The 19,545-nt window shown below is 71.6% G+C and carries 19 protein-coding genes; 11 read left to right on the top strand and 8 right to left on the bottom strand.

Features of this window, described 5'->3' with window-relative positions; translation table 11 throughout:
• Positions 1-15: 15 nt before the first annotated feature.
• The 3 genes from KDL01_RS02845 to KDL01_RS02855 all read left to right on the top strand — a co-directional run bounded on the left by KDL01_RS02845 (position 16) and on the right by KDL01_RS02855 (position 2,063).
• Positions 16-441, top strand: coding sequence for a DUF5304 family protein (locus KDL01_RS02845; RefSeq protein ID WP_212526713.1), 426 nt, complete (start codon positions 16-18; stop codon positions 439-441).
• Positions 442-472: 31 nt separating this feature from the next.
• Positions 473-1,414 (top strand): ROK family glucokinase, encoded by a 942-nt coding sequence (locus KDL01_RS02850; RefSeq protein WP_212526714.1) that lies wholly within the window; start codon positions 473-475, stop codon positions 1,412-1,414.
• A 238-nt stretch (positions 1,415-1,652) separates the two neighbouring features.
• On the top strand, positions 1,653-2,063 hold the full coding sequence (locus tag KDL01_RS02855) for a VOC family protein (RefSeq protein ID WP_212526715.1): 411 nt from the start codon (positions 1,653-1,655) through the stop codon (positions 2,061-2,063).
• 81 nt (positions 2,064-2,144) lie between these two features.
• Here KDL01_RS02855 and KDL01_RS02860 read toward each other — a convergent pair whose 3' ends face one another.
• Complete coding sequence (locus tag KDL01_RS02860; RefSeq protein ID WP_212526716.1) at positions 2,145-2,690, bottom strand: hypothetical protein; 546 nt, start codon at positions 2,688-2,690, stop codon at positions 2,145-2,147.
• Positions 2,687-3,517 (bottom strand): alpha/beta hydrolase, encoded by an 831-nt coding sequence (locus KDL01_RS02865; protein ID WP_212526717.1) that lies wholly within the window; start codon positions 3,515-3,517, stop codon positions 2,687-2,689. Before KDL01_RS02865 ends, KDL01_RS02860 begins: the two co-directional genes overlap by 4 nt.
• Positions 3,518-3,668: 151 nt before the next feature.
• Between KDL01_RS02865 and KDL01_RS02870 the strand changes: the two genes are divergently transcribed.
• On the top strand, positions 3,669-4,442 hold the full coding sequence (locus KDL01_RS02870) for a lysophospholipid acyltransferase family protein (RefSeq protein WP_212526718.1): 774 nt from the start codon (positions 3,669-3,671) through the stop codon (positions 4,440-4,442).
• A 19-nt stretch (positions 4,443-4,461) separates the two neighbouring features.
• Here the strand turns inward: KDL01_RS02870 and KDL01_RS02875 are convergent, their stop codons facing one another.
• Positions 4,462-5,112, bottom strand: a complete 651-nt coding sequence (locus tag KDL01_RS02875; RefSeq protein ID WP_212526719.1) for a GTP cyclohydrolase II — start codon at positions 5,110-5,112, stop codon at positions 4,462-4,464.
• A 330-nt stretch (positions 5,113-5,442) separates the two neighbouring features.
• Here KDL01_RS02875 and KDL01_RS02880 point away from each other — a divergent pair, with 330 nt between their 5' ends.
• Positions 5,443-6,468 carry a 6-phosphofructokinase gene (locus tag KDL01_RS02880; RefSeq protein ID WP_212526720.1) on the top strand — a complete coding sequence of 342 codons (1,026 nt, stop codon included), beginning with the start codon at positions 5,443-5,445 and terminating at the stop codon, positions 6,466-6,468.
• A 91-nt stretch (positions 6,469-6,559) separates the two neighbouring features.
• On the opposite strand, the gene KDL01_RS02885 is transcribed toward KDL01_RS02880, so the two are convergent.
• On the bottom strand, positions 6,560-8,497 hold the full coding sequence (locus KDL01_RS02885; RefSeq protein ID WP_212526721.1) for an anthranilate synthase family protein: 1,938 nt from the start codon (positions 8,495-8,497) through the stop codon (positions 6,560-6,562).
• 196 nt (positions 8,498-8,693) lie between these two features.
• Positions 8,694-10,184 carry an MFS transporter gene (locus KDL01_RS02890; protein WP_307846036.1) on the bottom strand — a complete coding sequence of 497 codons (1,491 nt, stop codon included), beginning with the start codon at positions 10,182-10,184 and terminating at the stop codon, positions 8,694-8,696.
• Between the two features lie 258 nt (positions 10,185-10,442).
• Here KDL01_RS02890 and KDL01_RS02895 point away from each other — a divergent pair, with 258 nt between their 5' ends.
• Complete coding sequence (locus KDL01_RS02895) at positions 10,443-11,036, top strand: TetR family transcriptional regulator (RefSeq protein WP_212526722.1); 594 nt, start codon at positions 10,443-10,445, stop codon at positions 11,034-11,036.
• Positions 11,037-11,112: 76 nt separating this feature from the next.
• On the opposite strand, the gene KDL01_RS02900 is transcribed toward KDL01_RS02895, so the two are convergent.
• Positions 11,113-11,610: an NUDIX domain-containing protein gene (locus KDL01_RS02900; RefSeq protein ID WP_212526723.1), complete on the bottom strand. Its 498-nt coding sequence runs from the start codon at positions 11,608-11,610 to the stop codon at positions 11,113-11,115.
• A 117-nt stretch (positions 11,611-11,727) separates the two neighbouring features.
• Here KDL01_RS02900 and mgrA point away from each other — a divergent pair, with 117 nt between their 5' ends.
• The 4 genes from mgrA to KDL01_RS02920 all read left to right on the top strand — a co-directional run bounded on the left by mgrA (position 11,728) and on the right by KDL01_RS02920 (position 16,314).
• On the top strand, positions 11,728-12,720 hold the full coding sequence (mgrA, locus tag KDL01_RS02905) for an L-glyceraldehyde 3-phosphate reductase (RefSeq protein ID WP_212526724.1): 993 nt from the start codon (positions 11,728-11,730) through the stop codon (positions 12,718-12,720).
• Between the two features lie 104 nt (positions 12,721-12,824).
• Positions 12,825-14,162, top strand: coding sequence for a class II 3-deoxy-7-phosphoheptulonate synthase (locus KDL01_RS02910; RefSeq protein WP_212526725.1), 1,338 nt, complete (start codon positions 12,825-12,827; stop codon positions 14,160-14,162).
• Between the two features lie 108 nt (positions 14,163-14,270).
• Positions 14,271-15,311: a threonine aldolase family protein gene (locus KDL01_RS02915; RefSeq protein WP_212526726.1), complete on the top strand. Its 1,041-nt coding sequence runs from the start codon at positions 14,271-14,273 to the stop codon at positions 15,309-15,311.
• Positions 15,312-15,423: 112 nt separating this feature from the next.
• Positions 15,424-16,314 (top strand): hypothetical protein, encoded by an 891-nt coding sequence (locus KDL01_RS02920; RefSeq protein ID WP_212526727.1) that lies wholly within the window; start codon positions 15,424-15,426, stop codon positions 16,312-16,314.
• A 114-nt stretch (positions 16,315-16,428) separates the two neighbouring features.
• On the opposite strand, the gene KDL01_RS02925 is transcribed toward KDL01_RS02920, so the two are convergent.
• Positions 16,429-17,931, bottom strand: coding sequence for an MFS transporter (locus KDL01_RS02925; RefSeq protein ID WP_212526728.1), 1,503 nt, complete (start codon positions 17,929-17,931; stop codon positions 16,429-16,431).
• 207 nt (positions 17,932-18,138) lie between these two features.
• On the opposite strand from KDL01_RS02925, the gene KDL01_RS02930 reads away from it, so the two are divergent.
• Entirely contained in the window at positions 18,139-18,975 is an 837-nt protein-coding gene (locus KDL01_RS02930; RefSeq protein ID WP_212526729.1) for a TetR/AcrR family transcriptional regulator, read from the top strand.
• Between the two features lie 55 nt (positions 18,976-19,030).
• Here the strand turns inward: KDL01_RS02930 and bfr are convergent, their stop codons facing one another.
• Positions 19,031-19,513, bottom strand: coding sequence for a bacterioferritin (gene bfr / locus KDL01_RS02935; protein ID WP_212526730.1), 483 nt, complete (start codon positions 19,511-19,513; stop codon positions 19,031-19,033).
• Between the last annotated feature and the right edge of the window lie 32 nt (positions 19,514-19,545).

Raw genomic sequence — 19,545 nt, forward strand, 5'->3', positions numbered from 1 at the left:
TCGGGGAGCAGGACCATGACTGGCAGTGCCGACGACGACGAGTTCGACATCCCGGTGACCGACTCGCTCACGCCCGCGCCCACGGGGCGCGCGCGGAACTCGAGCGCGCCGGAGCATCCGGGCGACGCGACGGACTGGACGCGGGCTCATGCGGTGAGGGATGATCCGGAGTCGTTGGGTGACGAGGCCCGCAAGCTCTGGGACGCGGTTCGGACGCAGTTCGTGGAGCCCTTGTTGCGCAACTACCCGGAGGCGGCCGGGCACCTGTCGAGCGCCGGCGGCGAGCTGGCCTCGGCGGTCCGTTCGCTGATCCGCGGCAGCGAACAGGTGTGGGCCGGTCCCGGTGCGCGGGCCGAGGACCCCGCTCAGGCGGCGGACGTGGTCGACGTACTCGACGACGAGGCCCCCGACGGTGACGCGGAACACCCGACACAGGGATGAGGCAGCGAGCGATGAGGCGTGTGAGGGGATCATGGCACTGACGGTCGGCGTCGACATCGGCGGCACGAAGATCGCGGCCGGCGTGGTGGACGAGGAGGGCAGGATCCTCGAGCGGGTCAAGCTCGCCACCCCCAAGGACTCCGGGCAGGTCGCGGCGACGATCGCCGAGGCGGTCAACACGGTGCGCCAGAACCACGAGGTCGAGGCGGTGGGCCTGGGCGCGGCGGGCTTCGTCAGCGCGGACCGGGCCACGGTGCTGTTCGCCGCCAACATGTCCTGGCGCAACGAGCCGCTGCGGGACCGGATCGCCGATCTGGTGCACCTGCCGGTCGTGGTGGAGAACGACGCGAACGTGGCGGCCTGGGGCGAGGCCAGGTTCGGCGCGGGCAACGGCGTGGACAACGTGGTGATGCTGACCATCGGCACCGGCGTCGGCGGCGGTGTGATCATCGACGGCCGGCTGCTGCGCGGCCACTTCGGCATCGGCGCGGAGCTCGGGCACTACCGGGTGCAGCCGGGCGGCCTGCTGTGCGGCTGCGGCCAGCACGGCTGCCTGGAGCAGTACGCCTCCGGCAGCGCGCTCACCCGCCTGGTCAAGGCCGGCGCCGCGCGCAACCCGGAGAAGGCCAAGCTGCTGCTCTCGCTCGGCGACGGCACCCCCGAGGGCATCGCGGGCTCGCACATCACCCTGGCCGCGCGCGAGGGCGACCCGGTGGCGCTCGAGGGCTTCGCCGAGGTCGCGGTCTGGATCGGCCAGGCCATGGCGGACATGACCGCGATCCTGGACCCGGGCGTGTTCATCCTGGGCGGCGGCGTCTCCGAGGCCGGCGAGATACTGGCCGCTCCGGCCCGCGAGCACTACCACACGGTGGCCCCGGCCACCGGGCAGCGGCCGCTGGCCGAGGTGGTCACGGCCACCCTGGGCCCGGACGCCGGCATCATCGGCGCGGCCGACCTGGCCCGCGACCGGTAGCCGAGACCCGCACCCGACGGTCCACGGACTTCAGGACTTCAGCCGACGGCGGCCTTCCCGACAGGGCAGGCCGCCGTCGGCGTCTCGGCGTGCTGAAAGTTACCTCGCCCCCGACAGATTTTCTCGGCGTGTCGTGCGCGACGCTCAGTGCCCATCGGGTGACTGGAAGTCAGATCGCAGGCGGGGTGGGGCTATCCTGGCCGAGTCCGAACGCCGGAGCGCCGAGGGAGTACGGGGCATGCGGATCGCGTCCTCGCAGAAGATCACCACGTTCCTGATGTTCGAGGGCGACGCCGAGGCCGCGATGGCCTTCTACGTGTCGCTGTTCGACGATGCGGAGGTGGTCGCCGTCAGCCACTACGGCGCGGACGGCCCCGGCGTGGAGGGGACGGTGCGGCAGGCCACGTTCGCGCTCGCCGGGCAGCAGTTCATGTGCATCGACAGTCCGGCACCGCACGCCTTCACCTTCACGCCCGCAGTCTCGCTCTTCGTGCAGTGCGCGGACGAAGCCGAGCTCGAGCGGCTGTACGCGGCGCTGGGCGAGGGCGGCAAGGAGCTCATGGCGCCGGGGGAGTACGGCTTCAGCCGGCGCTTCGGCTGGGTCCAGGACCGCTTCGGCGTGTCCTGGCAGCTCAACCTGCCCGGCTGAGCCCCCAAGCCACCGAGCCCTCAGACCGAGCCCTCAGACCGCCGAATCCTCAGACCGCCGAGCCCTCGGGCGACCGAGCCCTCAGACCACCGCGCCGAAGTTGTCGTCGTCATCGTCGTCGCGGTGCGGCTTGAGCTTGCTCACCAGGTAGCCGAAGCCGCACAGGCCCGCCAGCGCGCACGCGGCCGCGGCCAAGCCGGGGGTCTGCCAGTTGAGGATGGTGGCGGCCATCAGGTAGCCGGGGCCGCCGAGCGCGCCGAGCCAGGCCGCGCGGGTGGGCCAGTCCAGGGTGGGCAGCGGCGGCGGGGTGGGCGGCTCGAAGGAGTCCGGGGCAGGTTCGGCCGCCGGGACGTCGCGCGGGCCGATCAGGTCGCCGGAGGTCCAGGTCAGCCGGGGGTCCACGGTACGCGGCGGGGACGGGCGCACGGCCGGGCGCACCACCCGGGCGCCGGGCTCGAGGCTGCCCGGGGCGGGCGGCTGGGCCACGTTCTCCGCCTCCGGCCAGGGCGCGGGACCGTCCAGTGGCTGGCTGTCGTGGAACGCGGCCACCAGGTCGTTCCACACCGCCTCCGCCTGGGCGTCGGTGGGTCCGGTGGGGTCGCCCTCGGGGCGCTCCGGGTTGCTCATGACGCCGCCTCCCGCAGCCGGGCCACGAAGGCCGCGGAGCTCTCGAAGATCAGTTCCGCATCGTTGTCCAGGGTGGCCACGTGGTAGCTCTCGGGCAGCACCACCTCGGCCTTGTCGGCCGAGGAGACCCGGGCCAGCACCATCGCGGCGTTGCGCGGGTGCACCACGTTGTCCTCGGCCGAGTGCAGCACCAGCACCGGGGCGGTCACCTTCGGCAGGTCGGCCGCGACCACCTGCCAGAACCGGCTGAGCGAGTACGCGGCCTTGAGCGGGGTGCGGTCGGTGCCGACCTCGGTCACCCCGGGCTTCTTCACGTCGGAGCCGATCGAGGAGATCGAGGGCACGAACCGGCTGATCACCGGCAGCAGCGCCTCGGTCGGCTTGTTGCGGGTGACCGAGGGGTTGACCAGCACCAGGCCGGCCACCGTGTCGGGGTGCTGCTCGGCCAGGCGCAGCGCGAGGCCGCCGCCCATGGAAAGGCCCATCAGGTAGACGCGGCCGCAGCGGGCGCTCAGGGCCTCCAATGCCTGCTCGAGCGCTCCGTACCAGTCCGGCCAGCCGGTGCGTTGCAGGTGGCGCCAGGTGCGGCCGTGGCCGGGCAGCAGCGGCAGGTCGATGGCGTAGTCGGGGTGCGCGGCCGCGAGGTACTCGCCCCAGGGGCGCATCGAGTGCGGGGAGCCGGTGAAGCCGTGGCACAGCAGGATGCCGATCTCGGCCCGGCCCTCGGGCCCGGCGCTCCATGGCTCGGCGCCCGGCAGCAGCGGCTGCGGGCCCTCGGGCCCGTCGGTGGTGGCAACGGTGTCGGTGGTGACGGCTGCGTCCTTCATCGGCCCGCTCCTCCAGGGTCACGCGCTACTGCTCGCATCGTCCCACTCGATCCCTTGCTTCGTACAGTAATACGGGCAAGCTGGCGGCGGTCCGCTGGCTTTCAAGTAACCTGCCTTTCCAGACTAACCGGCTAAAGGGAGAGCGGGAGTCGTGTTCTACGGGTTGCTCAAGCGTGGTCTGATCGGTCCGGCCGTACACGTGGTGTTCCGCCCGCAGGCCGAGGGGGTCGAGCACATCCCGGCCGAGGGGCCGGTGCTGCTGGTGGCCAATCACCAGTCTTTCTCCGATTCGATCTTCATGCCTCTGCTCACCCCCCGCCCGGTGAAGTTCCTGGCCAAGGCCGAGTACTTCACCGGCGGCGGGATCAAGGGGCGGCTGTCGGCCGGCTTCTTCCGCGGCGTCGGCTCGATCCCGATCGACCGCTCCGGCGCCCGGGCCGCCGACGCCGCGCTCAACACGGCGCTGCGGCTGCTCGAGGAGGGCCAGATCGTCGGGCTCTACCCGGAGGGCACCCGCTCGCCGGACGGGCGGCTGTTCAAGGGCCGCACCGGCGCGGCCCGGATCGCGCTCACGGCCGGCTGCCCGGTGCTGCCCTGCGCGATCGAGGGGACCGAGCGGGTGCAGCCCACCGGCTCCGTCCTGCCGCGGGTGCACCGGGTCACCGTCACCTTCGGGCCGGCGCTGGACTTCTCCCGCTACGGCGGCGAGCTGTGGGACGCGGTGCGCGGCACCGACGCGGAGCACACCGTGCTGCGGGCGGTGACCGACGAGATCATGTCCACCCTGATGCGGATGACCGGGCGCGAGTACGTGGACCGGTACGCCTCCGAGGTGAAGTCCGAGGTCAAGTCGGTCCCCCGGAAGGACAGGGGCACGGAGCGGGCCCGGTCCCGCACCGGGGACCGGGCCCGCTCCGAGGACTGACACGCCCCGGCTCGTCCCGTTACGCCGCGGCGGCCGGCACGGCCGAACCGTCGAGCAGGATCTGGTGGCCCGTCACGTTCACCTTGGTCTGCAGGTAGCGCAGGTTCGTCGGGGTGACGAACACGCCGGTGGGCACCTTGCGCTGGATCTCGATGCCGTGCGCGGCGAGCTGCTTGGCCTTGTCCGGGTTGTTGGACAGCAGCTCGATCCGGCGCGCGCCGAGCGTGCTCAGCATCTGCGCGGCGGCGGTGTAGTCACGGCCGTCCGAGGGCAGGCCGAGGGCCTCGTTCGCCTCGTAGGTGTTCAGGCCCTGATCCTGCAGCGCGTACGCGTCCAGCTTGTTGTACAGGCCGATGCCGCGGCCCTCCTGGCGCAGGTACAGCAGGTATCCGCCGACACGGGCGATCTGCTCCACCGCGTCGCGCAGCTGCGGGCCGCAGTCGCACCGGGCCGAACCGAACACGTCGCCGGTCAGGCATTCGGAGTGCAGCCGGACCAGCGGCGTGCCGGTATGGAGGTATTCGCCGAGGCCCAGGGCGAGGTGTTCCTGCCCGTCGGCCAGGCCGTCGAATGTGAACGCCTGGGCCTCGACCCGGAAGCCGTCGCCGAACTGCAACGGGATCCGCACCGAGGTGCGTACGGCGGCCGGCGCGAGAGGGGCGCTGTTCATCGGCTGTCTCCTTCAGGCGTCTGGGGGGACGAGAGTACACGCGTGCCCGTCGTTATTCACTCGTCCAACGATCCACAGGGCCCTGGAAATTCCCCGCTGCGCGCTCGGCGAACGGTGTTCACGCGCACGTAACCGGTCCGCGATACGGGAGGGGAAGGGGAAACCCGTCGGTAACCGGTAAGTTTGGTACCGAGGTCTACGACCGCGCGTCGGTCCGCGGGCAACGGCGCCCACCTCGCGTGTTCCCCACAGTGATCGGCTTCCTGTGCGGGCCGGTGCGGCGGCTCGGTGCAACAGCCTCCCCAGTGCGAAATTTCGGAAGGAACCAACATGCGCGTCGGAGTGCTCACCGGCGGCGGCGACTGCCCCGGTCTCAACGCGGTCATCCGGGCCGTGGTCCGTAAAGGCGTCCAGCAGTACGGGTACGAGTTCGTCGGCTTCCGCGACGGCTGGCGCGGTCCGCTCGAGGGCCTGACCCGGACGCTCGACGTCAAGGCCGTGCGGGGCATCCTGCCGCGCGGCGGCACCATCCTGGGCTCGTCCCGCACCAACCCGATCAAGGTCGAGGGCGGTGTCGAGCGGATCAAGGAGAACCTGGCCAACCTCGGCGTGGACGCCCTGGTCGCGATCGGCGGCGAGGACACCCTGGGCGTGGCCACCGCGCTTCACACGCACGGCGTCCAGGTCGTCGGTGTGCCCAAGACCATCGACAACGACCTGAACAACACCGACTACACCTTCGGCTTCGACACCGCGGTGACCATCGCCACCGAGGCCATCGACCGGCTGCACACCACCGCCGAGTCGCACCACCGGGTGCTCATCGTCGAGGTCATGGGCCGGCACGCGGGCTGGATCGCGCTGCACTCCGGCATGGCCGGCGGCGCGAACGTGATCCTCATCCCGGAGGAGAAGTACGACATCGAGCAGGTCTGCGCCTGGGTCGAGTCCCGCTTCAAGTCCGAGTACGCCCCGATCGTGGTCGTCTCCGAGGGCGCGGCGCCCAAGGAGGGTGACGAGATCCTGGTCAACCAGGAGCTCGACTCCTTCGGCCACGTCCGCCTCGGCGGCGTCGGCGAGCGCCTCGCGCAGGAGATCGAGAAGCGCACCGGCAAGGAGTCGCGCACCACGGTGCTCGGCCACGTGCAGCGCGGCGGCACCCCGACCCCGCGGGACCGCTGGCTGGCCACCCGCTTCGGCCTGCACGCCATCGACGCGGTGCACGCCGGCGACTGGGGCAAGATGGTCGCGCTGCAGGGCACGGACATCGTCCGGGTGCCGCTGAGCTCCGCGACCACCGAGCTCAAGACGGTCCCGCTGGACCTCTACGAGGAGGCCAAGGTCCTGTTCGGCTAAAGCCGACGGCCTGCCACAGCCCTCGTCCGTCCCCCGCGCACCGCTTCGGAGCGCGGGGGACGTTCGTCTTCCCGCCCGTGTCCCGAAGCCTTCAGACCGACGCCGCGGCCACGGCGGGTGTCGCGGCGGCGGCCCGCAGGCCGAACAGCCGGTCGAGCTCGCGTCGCAGGATGCCGAGGCCGTCCATGGTGAGCACCGACTCGGGATGGAACTGCAGCCCGGCGAAGCCCTCGCCGCGCACGGCCGCGATCTCCGGCCCGTCGTGCGCGACGAGCACGCCCGCCGGCAGGTCGCGGGCGGCCGGGGCGAGCGCGGCGTAGGAGTTGTAGAACCCGACCGTCTCGGTCCGGCCGAACAGCCCGATCGGCATCTGGGTGCCCTGGTTGGGCGTGGCCCGGCGGTGCACCTCGAAGCCAAGCACCGCGCACAGCAGCTGGTGGCCGAGGCAGATGGCCAGCAGCGGGGTGCCGGCCCGGGTCAGCTGCCGGACGAACGCGTGCCCGAGCCGCATCTTCGGGTTCTGCAGGTCGCGCGGGTCCCCGGGGCCGGGGCCGAGCACGACCAGGTCCTGCCCGGCCGTGTCCTCCACCTGGTCGTAGGGCAGCCGGGTGACGAGCAGGCCCAGGCTGCGCAGCTGCACCGCCAGCATCGAGGTGAACGCGTCCTCGTTGTCGATGATCAGCACGCTGCGCCCGGCGAGTTCCGGCGCGGCCAGCTCGCCCGGCGCGTGGTACGCGGCCCAGGCGGGGGAGAGCCGCTCGTTGCGGGCCGAGAGCGCGGCGCGCACCTGCGGATCCGCGGCCCACACGCGCGGCGCCGGGGCGGGCGCGTCCGGTGTCGCACCGTCAGCTGCCGCCGCGCCAGGTGACGGTGCGGCAGCTGACGCGGCGTCCGCGAGCGCGCCGAACGCCCGCAGCACGCCCGCGGCCTTGGCGTGCGTCTCCTGGACCTCGCCGTACGGATCGGAGCCGCGCACCAGCGTCGCCCCCACCGGCACCCGTACCGACCCGTCCGCCGGATCGAGGTAGGCCACCCGCAGCAGCAGCGGCGCGTCCATGGTCTGGTTCCCCGCCGCGTCCCGCCCGATCAGCGCCGCGACCCCGCCGTAGTAGCCGCGTCCGGCGGTCTCGTGCCGGCGGATCACGCGGAAGGCGTTGCGGATCGGCGAGCCGGTCGCGGTCGGGGCGAACATCGTCGCGCGCAGCACCTCGCGCGCGTCCATCGTGGTGTGGGCCCTGATGTAGTACTCGGTGTGCGCCAGGTTCGCCATCTCCTTGAGATACGGCCCGTCGATCACCCCGCCCCGGTCGCCGACCTCGGCGAGCATCTTGAGCTCCTCGTCCACGACCATCGCGAGCTCGTCGCGCTCCTTCGGGTCGGCGAGGAACGCCAGCAGCTCCTCCCGGGTGACCTCGCTCGGCGGCCGGCGCAGCGTGCCGCTGATCGGGTTCATCGTGCACACCCCGTCCGCCAGCGAGACGTGCCGCTCCGGCGTGGCGCCCACCAGCAGCGCGTCCCCGGTGTGCACCAGGAAGATCCAGTAGGCGTTGCGCTCCTGCTCGAGCAGGTTCCGCAGCGCCGCGAACGCGGTGGCCTCCACGTCCTCGCAGTGGCCGACGAAGGTGCGGCGCAGCACGAAGTTGGAGCCCTCGCCGCCGCCGATCTCCTCGTCGAGCACGGCCTTGACCTGCCGGGCGTAGGTGTCGTCGTCGATGTCGAAGGCGCCGTCGCGCACCCGCGCCCTGGCGTCCGGGTACGGCAGCTGCGAGACCCGGACGGCCTCGCGCGAGCGCACGGTCAGGGCGCGCAGCGGCGTGCCGTCGTCGTGGCAGGCGTCGCCGCGTTCGCGCAGCTGCCGGTAGGGGACAAGGGCGAGCAGTTCGCCGCCCGCGTCCTCGACCCGCGGCAGTTCGGCCAGCCGCTCGTACGCGGCGATCTCCCCGCGCAGCAGCTCGAGTTCGTCCGCCGCGGCGTCGTGCCGCCGGATCAGGGCGTAGGGCGGGGTCAGGTGGAGCGTCGGCTGGTTCATCGGGCGTGCCCTTTCCTTCTGGGGCCGCCCGGCGCCGGTGGAGGTTTCGCCGTGTACAACGGCGAACCGGCCGCCTGGTGGCGGCCGGTTCGCGAGAGTCTGGTCAGCGCGAGCTCAGTGGTCCGCCGGGGTTGCCGGCCACCACCACTGCTGCTGGGCTGCGCGCGCGCTGTGCACGGCCCGACTGTAGCAGAGCTCAGCCTCGCAGGACCTTCTTCGGCAGCAGGAACGCGCTGGCGAGGACGACGAGGATGATCGCCAGGCCCACCGCCACCGAGGTCTGCATCGCGGTGACGAAGGAGCCGATCGAGCTGCCGTTCCCGAGCACCGAGAAGAAGATGGTGCCGAGCACGGTGGCGCCGACCGCGTTGCCGAACTGCTGAGCGGTCGTCAGCACGCCCGCGGCCATGCCCGCCTTGCGCGGCTCGATGCCGGAGGAGAGCACCGCGCCGATCATGGAGGGGATCGCCATGCCGTTGCCGAGCCCGACCAGGATCCCGCCCGGGATCAGGTCGGCCGCGCTCACCCGGGCGCCCTGCACCTGCAGCACCAGGAAGGTCACGGCGAGGCCGAGCAGGCTCAGCACGGCGCCGAGCACGATGACCCGGTTGCCGATCCGGTCGGCCACCCGGCGGGCGAGGAAGAAGGAGCTGGTGGCGAAGGCCACGCCGAGCGGGGCGAAGGAGAGGCCGGCCTTGAGCGGGCTCAGGCCGAGGCCGTCCTGCAGCAGCAGGGTCAGGCAGAGCATGAAGCCGGCGAAGAAGGCGAGGTAGCCGCCGGAGATGACCATGCCGGCCGCGAACACCCGCTCGCGCACCATCTGCATGTCCAGCACCGGCTGGCCGCCGCGGCCCTCGAGCCGCCGCTCGTAGGCCAGCGTCGCCAGCAGCACCGGCACCGCCGCGACCATGGACACGATCGTCCACAGCGGCCAGCCCTCGGAGCGCCCGAGCGTGACCGGGATCAGCACCAGCGCGAGGGCCAGCGAGATGCCGACGGCGCCCACCGGGTCCAGCTTCGGCTTGTGCGTGGGCTCGGTCTTGGGCAGCCAGCGCATCGCCAGCAGCAGCGCGGCCAGGCCGATCGGGACGTTGATGAAGAAGATCGAGCGCCAGCCCCAGCCGAACAGGTTCGCGTCGAGCAGCACGCCGCCGAGCACCTGGCCGGACACCGCGCCGATGCCGATGGTGGCGCCGAACGCGGACATCGCCTTGGCCCGCTCGTGCACCGGGAACATGGTGTTGATCAGCGCGAGCACCTGAGGCACCATCAGCGCCGCGGTGGCGCCCTGCAGCACCCGGAAGGCCACCAGCGTCCAGCCGTCCGGGGCCAGCCCGCACAGCAGCGAGGCGATGGCGAACAGCGTCATCCCCACGGCGAAGAGCCTGCGGTGTCCGTGCAGGTCGCCGAGGCGCCCGCCGGTGATCAGGCCGCTGGCGTAGGCGAAGCCGTAGCCGCCCACGATCAGCTCGATCGCCGCCTGTCCGGCGTGCAGGTCGTGCTGGAGCGAGGAGGCGGCGACGTTCACCACGAAGTAGTCGAACATGGCCATGAACATGGCCGCGAGGATGACGGGCAGGGCGCGCCAGCGGGCCGGGTAGGGCGCGGCGGCGGCCGGTGCGGCGGCGGGGGCCGCGGTGGCGGCGCCGCCGGGCTCGACGGCGGTGCGGGATTGGGTGAGAGACACGTCTTACTCCAGGATGTCCGGCGAGCGTGACGGTAGGTGCGTTCGGCTCCGTGCGGGGACGAGCGGACGACCTCGCGCGGTACGTGCGTCGACTTCGGCTTCGTGTGGCGGGAATCGGCGCCGCGCTCCCTCGCGTTGCACCGATCGAAGATTCAACCCCGGCGGAGGCGGTTCCCAGTGCCTCAACCAACCGGTTGGTTAGTAATATTCCAGGGCCCGGGCTGGATGTCAACTGACTAGTTGGTTACCATGGAGTACATGGTCACAAGGGACGCCGAAGCCACCAAGGCGCGGATCTTCGAGGCGGCGACCGCCGAGTTCGCCGCCTACGGGATCGCCGGCGCCCGGGTGGACCGCATCGCCCAGAACGCGCAGGCGAACAAACAGCTCATCTACGCCTACTTCGGCGACAAGAAGAAGCTGTTCTACAAGGTGCTGGACAAGACGCTGGTCGACGTGGCCGAGTCGGTCTCCACCGAGATCACCGACCTCGACAAGTGGGTCGACGACCACATCGACTACCACACCGAGCATCCCGAGCTGCTGCGGCTGCTGATGTGGGAGGCGCTCGAGGTCAAGGCCGACGAGACCTGCCGCACCGAGGACCGCGCGGCCCGCTACGCGGTGAAGAAGCAGAAGATCGCCGACGCCCAGGAGCTCGGCCTGGCCCGCTCGGACATGCCCGCGCCCTATCTGCTGCTGCTCCTGATGGGCATGATCAACTACGGCGCGGCGCTGCCGCAGGTGCGCGACCTCGTCTTCGGCTCCGAGTTCGACACCGAGGCGCTGCGCGCCTGGACGAAGGACGCGGTCAAGCGCGTGGCCGCGCGCGCGCAGGACGCGGAGGACTGAGCCGGGGCCTGGCCCGCAGCACGCGGCCCCGGCTGACGCGGCGTCAATCCGCCCGCGCCGTACCCCATCGCCCGGCTCAGGCCACCGGCGTGTTCGGCGTGTATCCGAGCTCGATCGCCTCGGCCGGCGGGCCCTGCCGCCGCACCGAGGCCAGCAGCGCCGGCAGGTTCGGCGGCCAGAACGAGGCCCGCGACTCGCCCAGCGCCCCCGGCGTCCACCAGCGGATCGCCAGGATGCCCTCCTCGGCGTACGTGTCCCGCGCCTCCTGCTCCGGATCGCGCCGCGGCCCCGAGGCCAGGAAGTAGGTCTCGGACTGCCGCGTCGGCACCCCGTCCCGGGTGTAGTCGTGCTCCCACCGGCACAGCGCCGGACCCACCGTCACATCCGTCCACCCCGTCTCCTCCCGCGTCTCGCGCAACGCCGCCGCGAGCTCCCCCTCGCCGTCCTCGAGCCCTCCGCCCGGCGGCGCCCAGTGCAGTCCGATCTCCACATCGTCGTGCAACTGCAGGAACACCGAACCGTCCGGATCCAGGATGAGCAGCCGCGCGGCGCGGCGGGCGACACGTTCAGTCATGGCCCGAGCGTAACCGGCCCCGCCGACACCGCCGCGCCCCCGGCCTGCGGTGAGCCCGCGGCAGGCCCGCGGGAGGCCTCGAGGCCGGGCCCGGCCGGGGATCACTAGGATCACGCCATGACCTATCTCGCCGCCCAGGACCGCTACCAGACCATGCAGTACCGCCGCTCCGGTCGCAGCGGCCTGAAGCTCCCGGCCGTCTCCCTCGGCCTGTGGCACAACTTCGGTGACACCTACACCTTCGAGAACCAGCGCGCCGTGCTGCGCCGCGCCTTCGACCGCGGTGTCACCCACTTCGACCTCGCCAACAACTACGGCCCCCCGTACGGCTCCGCCGAGCGCAACTTCGGCCGCCACCTGCGCGAGGATCTGCGGCCCTACCGCGACGAGCTGGTCATCTCCACCAAGGCGGGCTACGACATGTGGCCCGGGCCCTACGGCGAATGGGGCTCGCGCAAGAACCTGCTGGCCTCGCTGGACCAGTCCCTCGAGCGCCTCGGCCTCGACTACGTCGACATCTTCTACAGCCACCGGCCCGACCCGGAGACCCCGCTGGAAGAGACGATGGGCGCCCTCGACCACGCGGTGCGCTCCGGCAAGGCGCTCTACGTGGGCATCTCCAACTACGACTCCACCCGCACCCGCCAGGCCGCCCACATCCTGCGCGAGCTCGGCACCCCGCTGCTGATCCACCAGCCCCGCTACAACATGTTCGACCGCGAGCAGGTCGAGGGCGGACTGCTCGACGCGCTCGAGGAGGTCGGCGCCGGCGCCATCTGCTTCTCCCCGCTCGACCAGGGCCGGCTCACCGACCGGTACCTGCGCGGCGTGCCCGCGGACTCGCGCGCGGCGGTCGGCCACTTCCTGCGCCCCGAGGCCCTCGGCGAGGACGTCATGGCCAAGGTCCGCGCGCTCGACGAGGTGGCCGGGCAGCGCGACCAGACCCTGGCCCAGCTCGCGCTCGCCTGGACCCTGCGCGACCCGCGGATGACCTCCACCCTCATCGGCGCGTCCTCCGTCGCCCAGCTCGACGCCAACATCGACGCCCTGGTCGCGCCGCCGCTGACGGAGACCGAGCTGGCCTCGATCGAGCAGATCCTCACGGCCTGACCGGCCCGGCCGCGGCCCTGGCGGCCCCGCGCGGCTCCGTCCCCGGCGTCTCGCCCAACGGAATCCCTGCGGAGCCGCCGGGGGCCGTCCCGTACCCTGGTCGTGTGGATACGACCGAATTGGAAACCTGGCGGACCCTGACGGCCAAGCAGCAGCCGTCGTGGCCCGATGTCGAGGAGCTGCGCCGAGCCGCTGCCGAGCTCCGGTCGTATCCCCCGCTGGTCTTCGCCGGCGAGTGCGACCTGCTCAAGGAGCGCATCGCGGCCGTGGCCCGGGGCGAGGCCTTCATCCTGCAGGGCGGCGACTGCGCCGAGACCTTCGACGCCGTCACCGCCGACGCCATCCGCAACAAGCTCAAGACCCTGCTGCAGATGGCCGCGGTGCTCACCTACGCCGCGTCCGTGCCGGTGGTCAAGATCGGGCGGATCGCCGGGCAGTACGGCAAGCCGCGCTCCAAGGACACCGAGACCCGCGACGGGGTGACCCTGCCCGCGTACCGCGGCGACTCGGTCAACGGCTTCCCCTTCACCCCCGAGGCCCGCATCCCCGACCCGTGGCGCATGGTGCGCATGTACCACTCCAGCGCGGCGACGCTGAACCTGGTGCGCGCCTTCACCACCGGCGGCTACGCCGACCTGCGCCAGGTGCACGCCTGGAACCAGGACTTCGTGAAGTCCTCCCCGTCCGGGGAGCGCTACGAGATGCTGGCCGGCGAGATCGAGCGCGCGCTGCGGTTCATGCACGCCTGCGGCACCGATCCCGAGGAGCTGCGCGCGGTCGAGTTCTTCTCCTCGCACGAGGGGCTGCTGCTCGACTACGAGGCGGCGCTCACCCGGATCGACTCGCGCACCGGCCTCGCCTACAACACCTCGGCCCACTTCGTCTGGATCGGCGAGCGCACCCGCGACCTCGACGGCGCGCACATCGACTACTTCTCCAAGATCCGCAACCCGATCGGGATCAAGCTGGGTCCCGCGACCCAGCCCGACGCGGCGCTGGCCTACCTGGACAAGCTCGACCCGCAGCGCGAGCCGGGCCGGCTCACCTTCGTGGTGCGGATGGGCGCCGGGATCGTGCGCGAGAAGCTTCCGGCCCTGGTCGAGAAGGTCACCGCGGAGGGCCACCAGGTCGCCTGGATCTGCGACCCGATGCACGGCAACACCTTCGAGGCGCCCAGCGGCCACAAGACCCGCCGCTTCGACGACGTGCTGGACGAGGTCAAGGGCTTCTTCGAGGTGCACCGCGGCCTCGGCACCCACCCCGGCGGCATCCACGTCGAGCTCACCGGCGACGACGTGACCGAGTGCATCGGCGGCGGGCACGAGATCGAGTTCGACGACCTCGGCACCCGCTACGAGTCCGCCTGCGACCCGCGGCTGAACCGCTCCCAGTCGCTCGACCTCGCCTTCCTGGTGGCCGAGATGTACCGCGGCGGGCACTGACCGCCGCGGCCCGCGCGGGCCGGCCCGGCCGACCCCGCGCGTACATCAGGGCCCGAGGATAGAACCCCCCTTCAGCCAGGTCATGGCCGCAGCCTCTAAGCTGCGGCCATGACCTCTTCGCACTCCGCGCCCCTCGTCGACCTCCGCAGCGACACCGTCACCCGCCCCACCCGGGCCGTCCGCGCAGCCATGCTCGAGGCCGAGGTCGGCGACGACGTCTACGGCGAGGACCCCAGCGTCGCGGCCCTCGAGGCCCGCGTCCTGGAACTGTTCGGCGGCCCCGGCTCCCGACTGGGCACCGCGCTGTTCGTGCCCACCGGCGTCATGGCCAACCACATCGGCCTGCGGATGACCGCGGGCCCCGGCGAGGAGGTCGTCTGCGAGGCCGACGCCCACATCGTCGCGCACGAGGACGCCAACCTGGCCTGGCACGGCGGCATCCAGACCCGCACCACCCTGACCGAGCGCGGCCAGCTCTCGGCCGAGCAACTGCGGCGTCTGATCCGCACGCCGGGCCCCTACGTCGTCGGCACCAAGGTCGTCGCGCTGGAGAACACGCACAACCGCGCGGGCGGCACCGTCTACTCGCTCGAGCAGCTGCGCGAGATCAGGGCCCTGGCGGACGAGCGCGGCGTGTCCGTGCACATCGACGGTGCCCGGCTGTGGAACGCCCACGTGGCCACCGGAATCCCGCTGGCCGAGTTCGGGCAGATCGCCGACACCCTCTCCGTCTGCCTGTCCAAGGGCCTCGGCGCACCGGTCGGCTCGGTCGTGCTGATGCCGGCCGACAAGCGCGAGGAGGCCAAGGTCATGCGACACCGGCTCGGCGGCGGCTGGCGCCAGGCCGGCCTGCTCGCCGCCGCCGGCACGTACGTCGTGGACCACCACATCGAGCGCCTCGCCGAGGACCACGCGAACGCGGCGCTGCTCGCCGATCGCCTGCGCGAGCAGGGAATCCGGGTCAGCGCGCCGGAGACCAACATCGTGATGATCGAGGTCGAGGACACCGCGAAGACCGTGGCCGGCTGCCGCGAACGCAATATCCTGATCTCTGCGGCGGGCCCCGGCGTGCTGCGCGCCGTCACCCATCTGGACGTCAGCGAGAAGGACGTGCTCGAGGCCGCGGCGACCATCGCAGATTACGCATGATGCGCGCGGAACTGAGTACTTTTACAACCGTTTGAGGCTGTTGATAGACCCCTGGGGTCCCCACTACCTTCAATTCTCGAAGGTTTGGACTACTGGACTCCAGGGGGCTGGCATGGGCCTGTTCGACAAGTTGTTCGGCGACGACGACACGAAGGAGCACGAGGAAGAGGCCCGCCGCAAGGCCGCCGAGGCGTATGCGCAGAAGCACGCGCACGCCGAGGGCGAGCCCGAGCACGAGCACGAACACGCCCACACGGCGACGAAGACCGCCGCGAAGAAGACGAGCGCGGCCGAGCCGGTCGAGAAGGCCCCGGCCGAGAAGGCCCCGGCCAAGAAGGCGGCGGCCAAGAAGACCGAGGCCGCCGAGCCCGCGCCGGCCAAGAAGGCCGCCGCCAAGAAGACCGCTGCGAAGGCCGAGCCGCACGCGCACGAGCATGGCGATGACCCGGTGCCCGCGCAGCGCACCTACGAGCCGCTCTCCGGGGCCCCCGCCGCGCACGCGCACACGCACGTCCACGACGTCGCCGAGGGCCCGGTGACCGCCGCGCACGACCAGATGATGACGATCCACGTCGAGACGCACGTGCCGGACCACGCCCCGCGCGAGGACGACCCGCACTACCACCTGTTCGAGCAGGCCAAGGCCCGGCTCAAGCGCCAGGGCCTGTGGAAGTGCATCATCGCCGACGAGCTGTGCGGCGGCGAGCCCGAGCTGCACCACACCTACATCGAGTTCTCCCAGATCAACGAGGTGGACCCGAAGAAGGTCCAGGAGTCCCTCGGTCTGCACTTCGAGAACGACGAGGAGTTCCAGCAGTGGGCCGAGTCGCCCGGGAACCTCGAGGTGCTCTGCGCCAACCACCACCGCACGCACTACGGCATCCACGTGATCCCCGGCCCGCTGTGGGAGGCGCTGCGCTTCCGCATGGTGGGCACGAAGGCCGCAGCCGAGTTCGTCACCGCGGGCGAGGCCTCCAAGGAGGCCAAGGAAGAAGCCAATTAGTCGTCAGGGCTCTGCTCTGACACACGGCTGACGGCGGCGGCGCCGGAGGGTGGTCCTCCGGCGCCGCCGCCGTTCTCGGCGCGCCTGACGAGTGCGCCGTATCAGTGCCCTGCCTCAGTGCGCTTCCAGCGCCGAGGGCTTGATCCGGCGCGGCAGCAGGAAGCCGAGCGGGATGCACAGCGCGGTGACCAGGGCGGCCCACAGGAGCGTGTCGGTGGCCGAGGTGGCGGAGCTGTGTCCGGCCGAGAGCCCGTCGAAGTAGAGCGTGCCGAACAGCGCGGCGCCGAGGGTGTTGCCCAGCTGCTGCAGGGCGTTCATCACGCCGCCGGCCGAGCCGGTCTCCTCGTCGTCGATGCTGCTGACGATGATGCCGAAGTAGGTCGCGATCATGAAGCCGAAGCCGAGCCCGGCCACGCCGTAGGACGGGGAGAGCTCGAGCGAGGTCAGGCCCATACCCCAGTGCTGCACGCTGAGCGCGACTCCGCCGAGGCCCAGGGCCATCGCCACCACGCCCCCGTGCAGCACGCGGCGGCCGAACTTGGGTGCCAGCACGCCGCCGCCGACGCCCGCGCCCACGGCCGCGCCGAGGGAGAAGGGCAGGCCGGTCAGGCCGGCGTGCAGCGAGCTGTAGTCCAGCGCGAGCTGCAGGTGGAGCATCAGCACCAGGAAGAGCCCGCCCATCGCGCAGAAGAAGAAGATCCCGAACACCTGGCCGCCGACGAACGCGGGCTTGCGGAACAGCGAGAGCTCGACCAGCGTGGTCAGACCGGCCCGGGAGCGGGCCCGCTGCTGCGCGGCGAAGAGCGCGAACACCGGCACCGCCGCGGCCATCAGCACGAACATGTAGACCGGCCAGCCCTTCTCCCGCCCCTGGATCAGCGGGTAGACCAGCAGCAGCATGCCGAGGCCGGACAAGACCATGCCCAGCACGTCGAGCCGTGGCGCGTTCTCGCCGTGGGCGGTGTCGCGCGGCACCACCCGCAGCGCGCAGACGAAGGCGATCAGGCCGAGCGGGACGTTGACCCAGAACACCGAGCGCCACTGCGAGCCGAACAGGTTCGCCTGGACCAGCGCGCCGCCGACGATCGGGCCGACGGTGGCGGCGATGCCCATGACCGGGCCGAAGATGCCCATCGCGGCGCCGGCCTGGTCGGCCGGGAAGACCGAGCGGATCACGGCCAGCCCCTGCGGCAGCATCAGGGCCGCGGCAAGGCCCTGCAGCGCCCGGGCGGTGACCAGCATCTGCGGGTCCACGGCGGCGCTGCTGAGGGCGGAGAAGACGGTGAAGGCGCCGATCCCGATCAGGAACATCCGGCGGCGGCCGTAGAGGTCGCCGAGGCGTCCGCCGGTGATCAGGGCGACGGCCATGGACAGGGTGTAGCCGGCGATCACCCACTGCAGCTCGGTCGTGGTGGCGTGCAGGTCCCGGGCTATGGAGGGCGCGGCGACGTTGACGATGGTGGAGTCGAGCAGGTCCATGATGTCCGCGCCGAGCACGGTCAGCAGGACGAACCACTGCAGGCGGTTCGGCTTGGGCGCGGCGGGCCTGCCCGGGCCCGCGTCGGACGGCGGCGCGGCGCCGGCCGGGCCCGCGGTGGGCTGTGTGGTGGCTGACATGGTGATCCCCATCCCCTGGAAGCGACCGGGCGGTCCCCGGCGCGGTACGAACGGCGTTTCCCTGACTGAACACTGTTCTACGCCGCGAACGCTGTTCGTGTCAAGAACGCTGTTCGCATTGCGTACGGTGTTCGGACGGCGCTACCCTGATCAGGTGAGCGGCGGCCGGATCCGTACCGGCGCCCGGCCGAGCGGAAGGTGGCGCGGATGGCGACCGAGTCGGAGTCCTCGTCGCGGTCGCAGGACGGTCCTGAGCCGTCGAGCGGCTCGGGCACGCCCGGAGCCGTTCCGCCGCCCCCCTGGGCCCGGGAGCAGGGCGGCCGGCGGGCCGGACGGGCGGACCGGCCGACGCTGAGCCGGGAGGCGATCGTCGACGCCGCGCTGCGCATCGTCGACGAGGAGGGTTTCGACGCCGTCTCGATGCGCCGGGTGGCCCAGGAGTTCGGCACCGGGGCCGCGTCCCTCTACGCCTACGTCGCGAACAAGGACGAGCTGCTCGACCTGCTCGCGGACCACGTGATGGGCGAGGCGAGGCTGTCCGGAATCGAACCGGAAGCCGATGTGGACGACTGGATCGAGCAGGTCAAGGCGGCGATGCGGGAGTACTACCGCATCATCTCCTCGCACCGCGATCTGGCGAAGGTCTTCCTGGGGCGGATCCCGTTCGGGCCCAACGGACTGCGCACCGTCGAGGACATGCTCAGGCTGCTGCGGGCGCACGGGCTGCCGGACTACATCGCGGCCTACATGGGCGATCTGTTCAGCCAGTACCTCGTGGGCACCGCGATCGAGGCGAGCATGTGGCGCGAACGCTATCCGGAGGCCACCGACGAGAGCGTGGTCGCCGCGATGGCCGAGGTGAGCGACTATCTCGCGGCGCTGCCGAAGGAGCGGTTCCCCAACACCGTCGAACTCGCGCGGCTGATGACCGGCCCGCCGGAGCCGGATTCGCCGCTGGCCGACCGGTTCGAGCTCGGCCTCGACATCCTGATGCGCGGGATCACCACGTTCCTGCCGGCCCGCCAGCGCGACGAGAACGCCTGAGCCGCGGCCGGACAACCGGGCCGCGCTCAGGCGTGGGGGGCGGATGCGGACCGCCTCAGGAGTGCTCGGGCTGCCTCATCTGCTCGGCCAGGTAGAGCGGCTCGCCCATGATGCCGATCAGGTCGAGCTGGGCCTCGAGATAGTCGATGTGCTCTTCCTCGTCCTTGAGGATCTCCTCGAAGATCTTCGCCGAGGTCACGTCGTCGCGCTCGCGCATCAGCTTGATCCCGCGGCGCAGCCGGGCCACCGCCTCGACTTCCACCTTCATGTCGCACTCGAACATCTCGGTGACGGACTGGCCGATCCGCAGCGGGCTGAGCTTCTGGAAGTTGGGCAGGCCGTCGAGGAAGATGATGCGCTCGGCCAGCTTGTCGGCGTGCTGCATCTCCTCGATGGACTCGTGCCGGGTGTGCTTGGCCAGCTTCACCCAGCCGTTGTTGTCCTGGAGCTTGTAGTGCAGCCAGTACTGGTTGATCGCCGTGAGTTCCGCGGTCAGTTGCTCGTTGAGAACCGCGATGACGTCTTTGTCGCCCTGCATCGCCCGGTGCCTTGCCCTTCATGCCGTGCCTT

This window comes from Actinospica durhamensis (assembly GCF_018139695.1).
Classification (GTDB): Bacteria; Actinomycetota; Actinomycetes; order Streptomycetales; family Catenulisporaceae; genus Actinospica; species Actinospica durhamensis.

What these genes read in the sequence shown, in the direction of transcription:
- mgrA (WP_212526724.1), top strand. Translation starts at nt 11,728, where the DNA reads ATGACCTATCTCGCCGCCCAGGACCGCTACCAGACCATGCAGTACCGC.
- KDL01_RS02885 (WP_212526721.1), bottom strand. Translation starts at nt 8,497, where the DNA reads ATGAACCAGCCGACGCTCCACCTGACCCCGCCCTACGCCCTGATCCGG.
- KDL01_RS02900 (WP_212526723.1), bottom strand. Translation starts at nt 11,610, where the DNA reads ATGACTGAACGTGTCGCCCGCCGCGCCGCGCGGCTGCTCATCCTGGAT.
- KDL01_RS02875 (WP_212526719.1), bottom strand. Translation starts at nt 5,112, where the DNA reads ATGAACAGCGCCCCTCTCGCGCCGGCCGCCGTACGCACCTCGGTGCGG.
- KDL01_RS02920 (WP_212526727.1), top strand. Translation starts at nt 15,424, where the DNA reads ATGGGCCTGTTCGACAAGTTGTTCGGCGACGACGACACGAAGGAGCAC.
- KDL01_RS02865 (WP_212526717.1), bottom strand. Translation starts at nt 3,517, where the DNA reads ATGAAGGACGCAGCCGTCACCACCGACACCGTTGCCACCACCGACGGG.
- KDL01_RS02860 (WP_212526716.1), bottom strand. Translation starts at nt 2,690, where the DNA reads ATGAGCAACCCGGAGCGCCCCGAGGGCGACCCCACCGGACCCACCGAC.
- bfr (WP_212526730.1), bottom strand. Translation starts at nt 19,513, where the DNA reads ATGCAGGGCGACAAAGACGTCATCGCGGTTCTCAACGAGCAACTGACC.
- KDL01_RS02845 (WP_212526713.1), top strand. Translation starts at nt 16, where the DNA reads ATGACTGGCAGTGCCGACGACGACGAGTTCGACATCCCGGTGACCGAC.
- KDL01_RS02850 (WP_212526714.1), top strand. Translation starts at nt 473, where the DNA reads ATGGCACTGACGGTCGGCGTCGACATCGGCGGCACGAAGATCGCGGCC.
- KDL01_RS02930 (WP_212526729.1), top strand. Translation starts at nt 18,139, where the DNA reads ATGGCGACCGAGTCGGAGTCCTCGTCGCGGTCGCAGGACGGTCCTGAG.
- KDL01_RS02880 (WP_212526720.1), top strand. Translation starts at nt 5,443, where the DNA reads ATGCGCGTCGGAGTGCTCACCGGCGGCGGCGACTGCCCCGGTCTCAAC.
- KDL01_RS02895 (WP_212526722.1), top strand. Translation starts at nt 10,443, where the DNA reads ATGGTCACAAGGGACGCCGAAGCCACCAAGGCGCGGATCTTCGAGGCG.
- KDL01_RS02925 (WP_212526728.1), bottom strand. Translation starts at nt 17,931, where the DNA reads ATGTCAGCCACCACACAGCCCACCGCGGGCCCGGCCGGCGCCGCGCCG.
- KDL01_RS02915 (WP_212526726.1), top strand. Translation starts at nt 14,271, where the DNA reads ATGACCTCTTCGCACTCCGCGCCCCTCGTCGACCTCCGCAGCGACACC.
- KDL01_RS02855 (WP_212526715.1), top strand. Translation starts at nt 1,653, where the DNA reads ATGCGGATCGCGTCCTCGCAGAAGATCACCACGTTCCTGATGTTCGAG.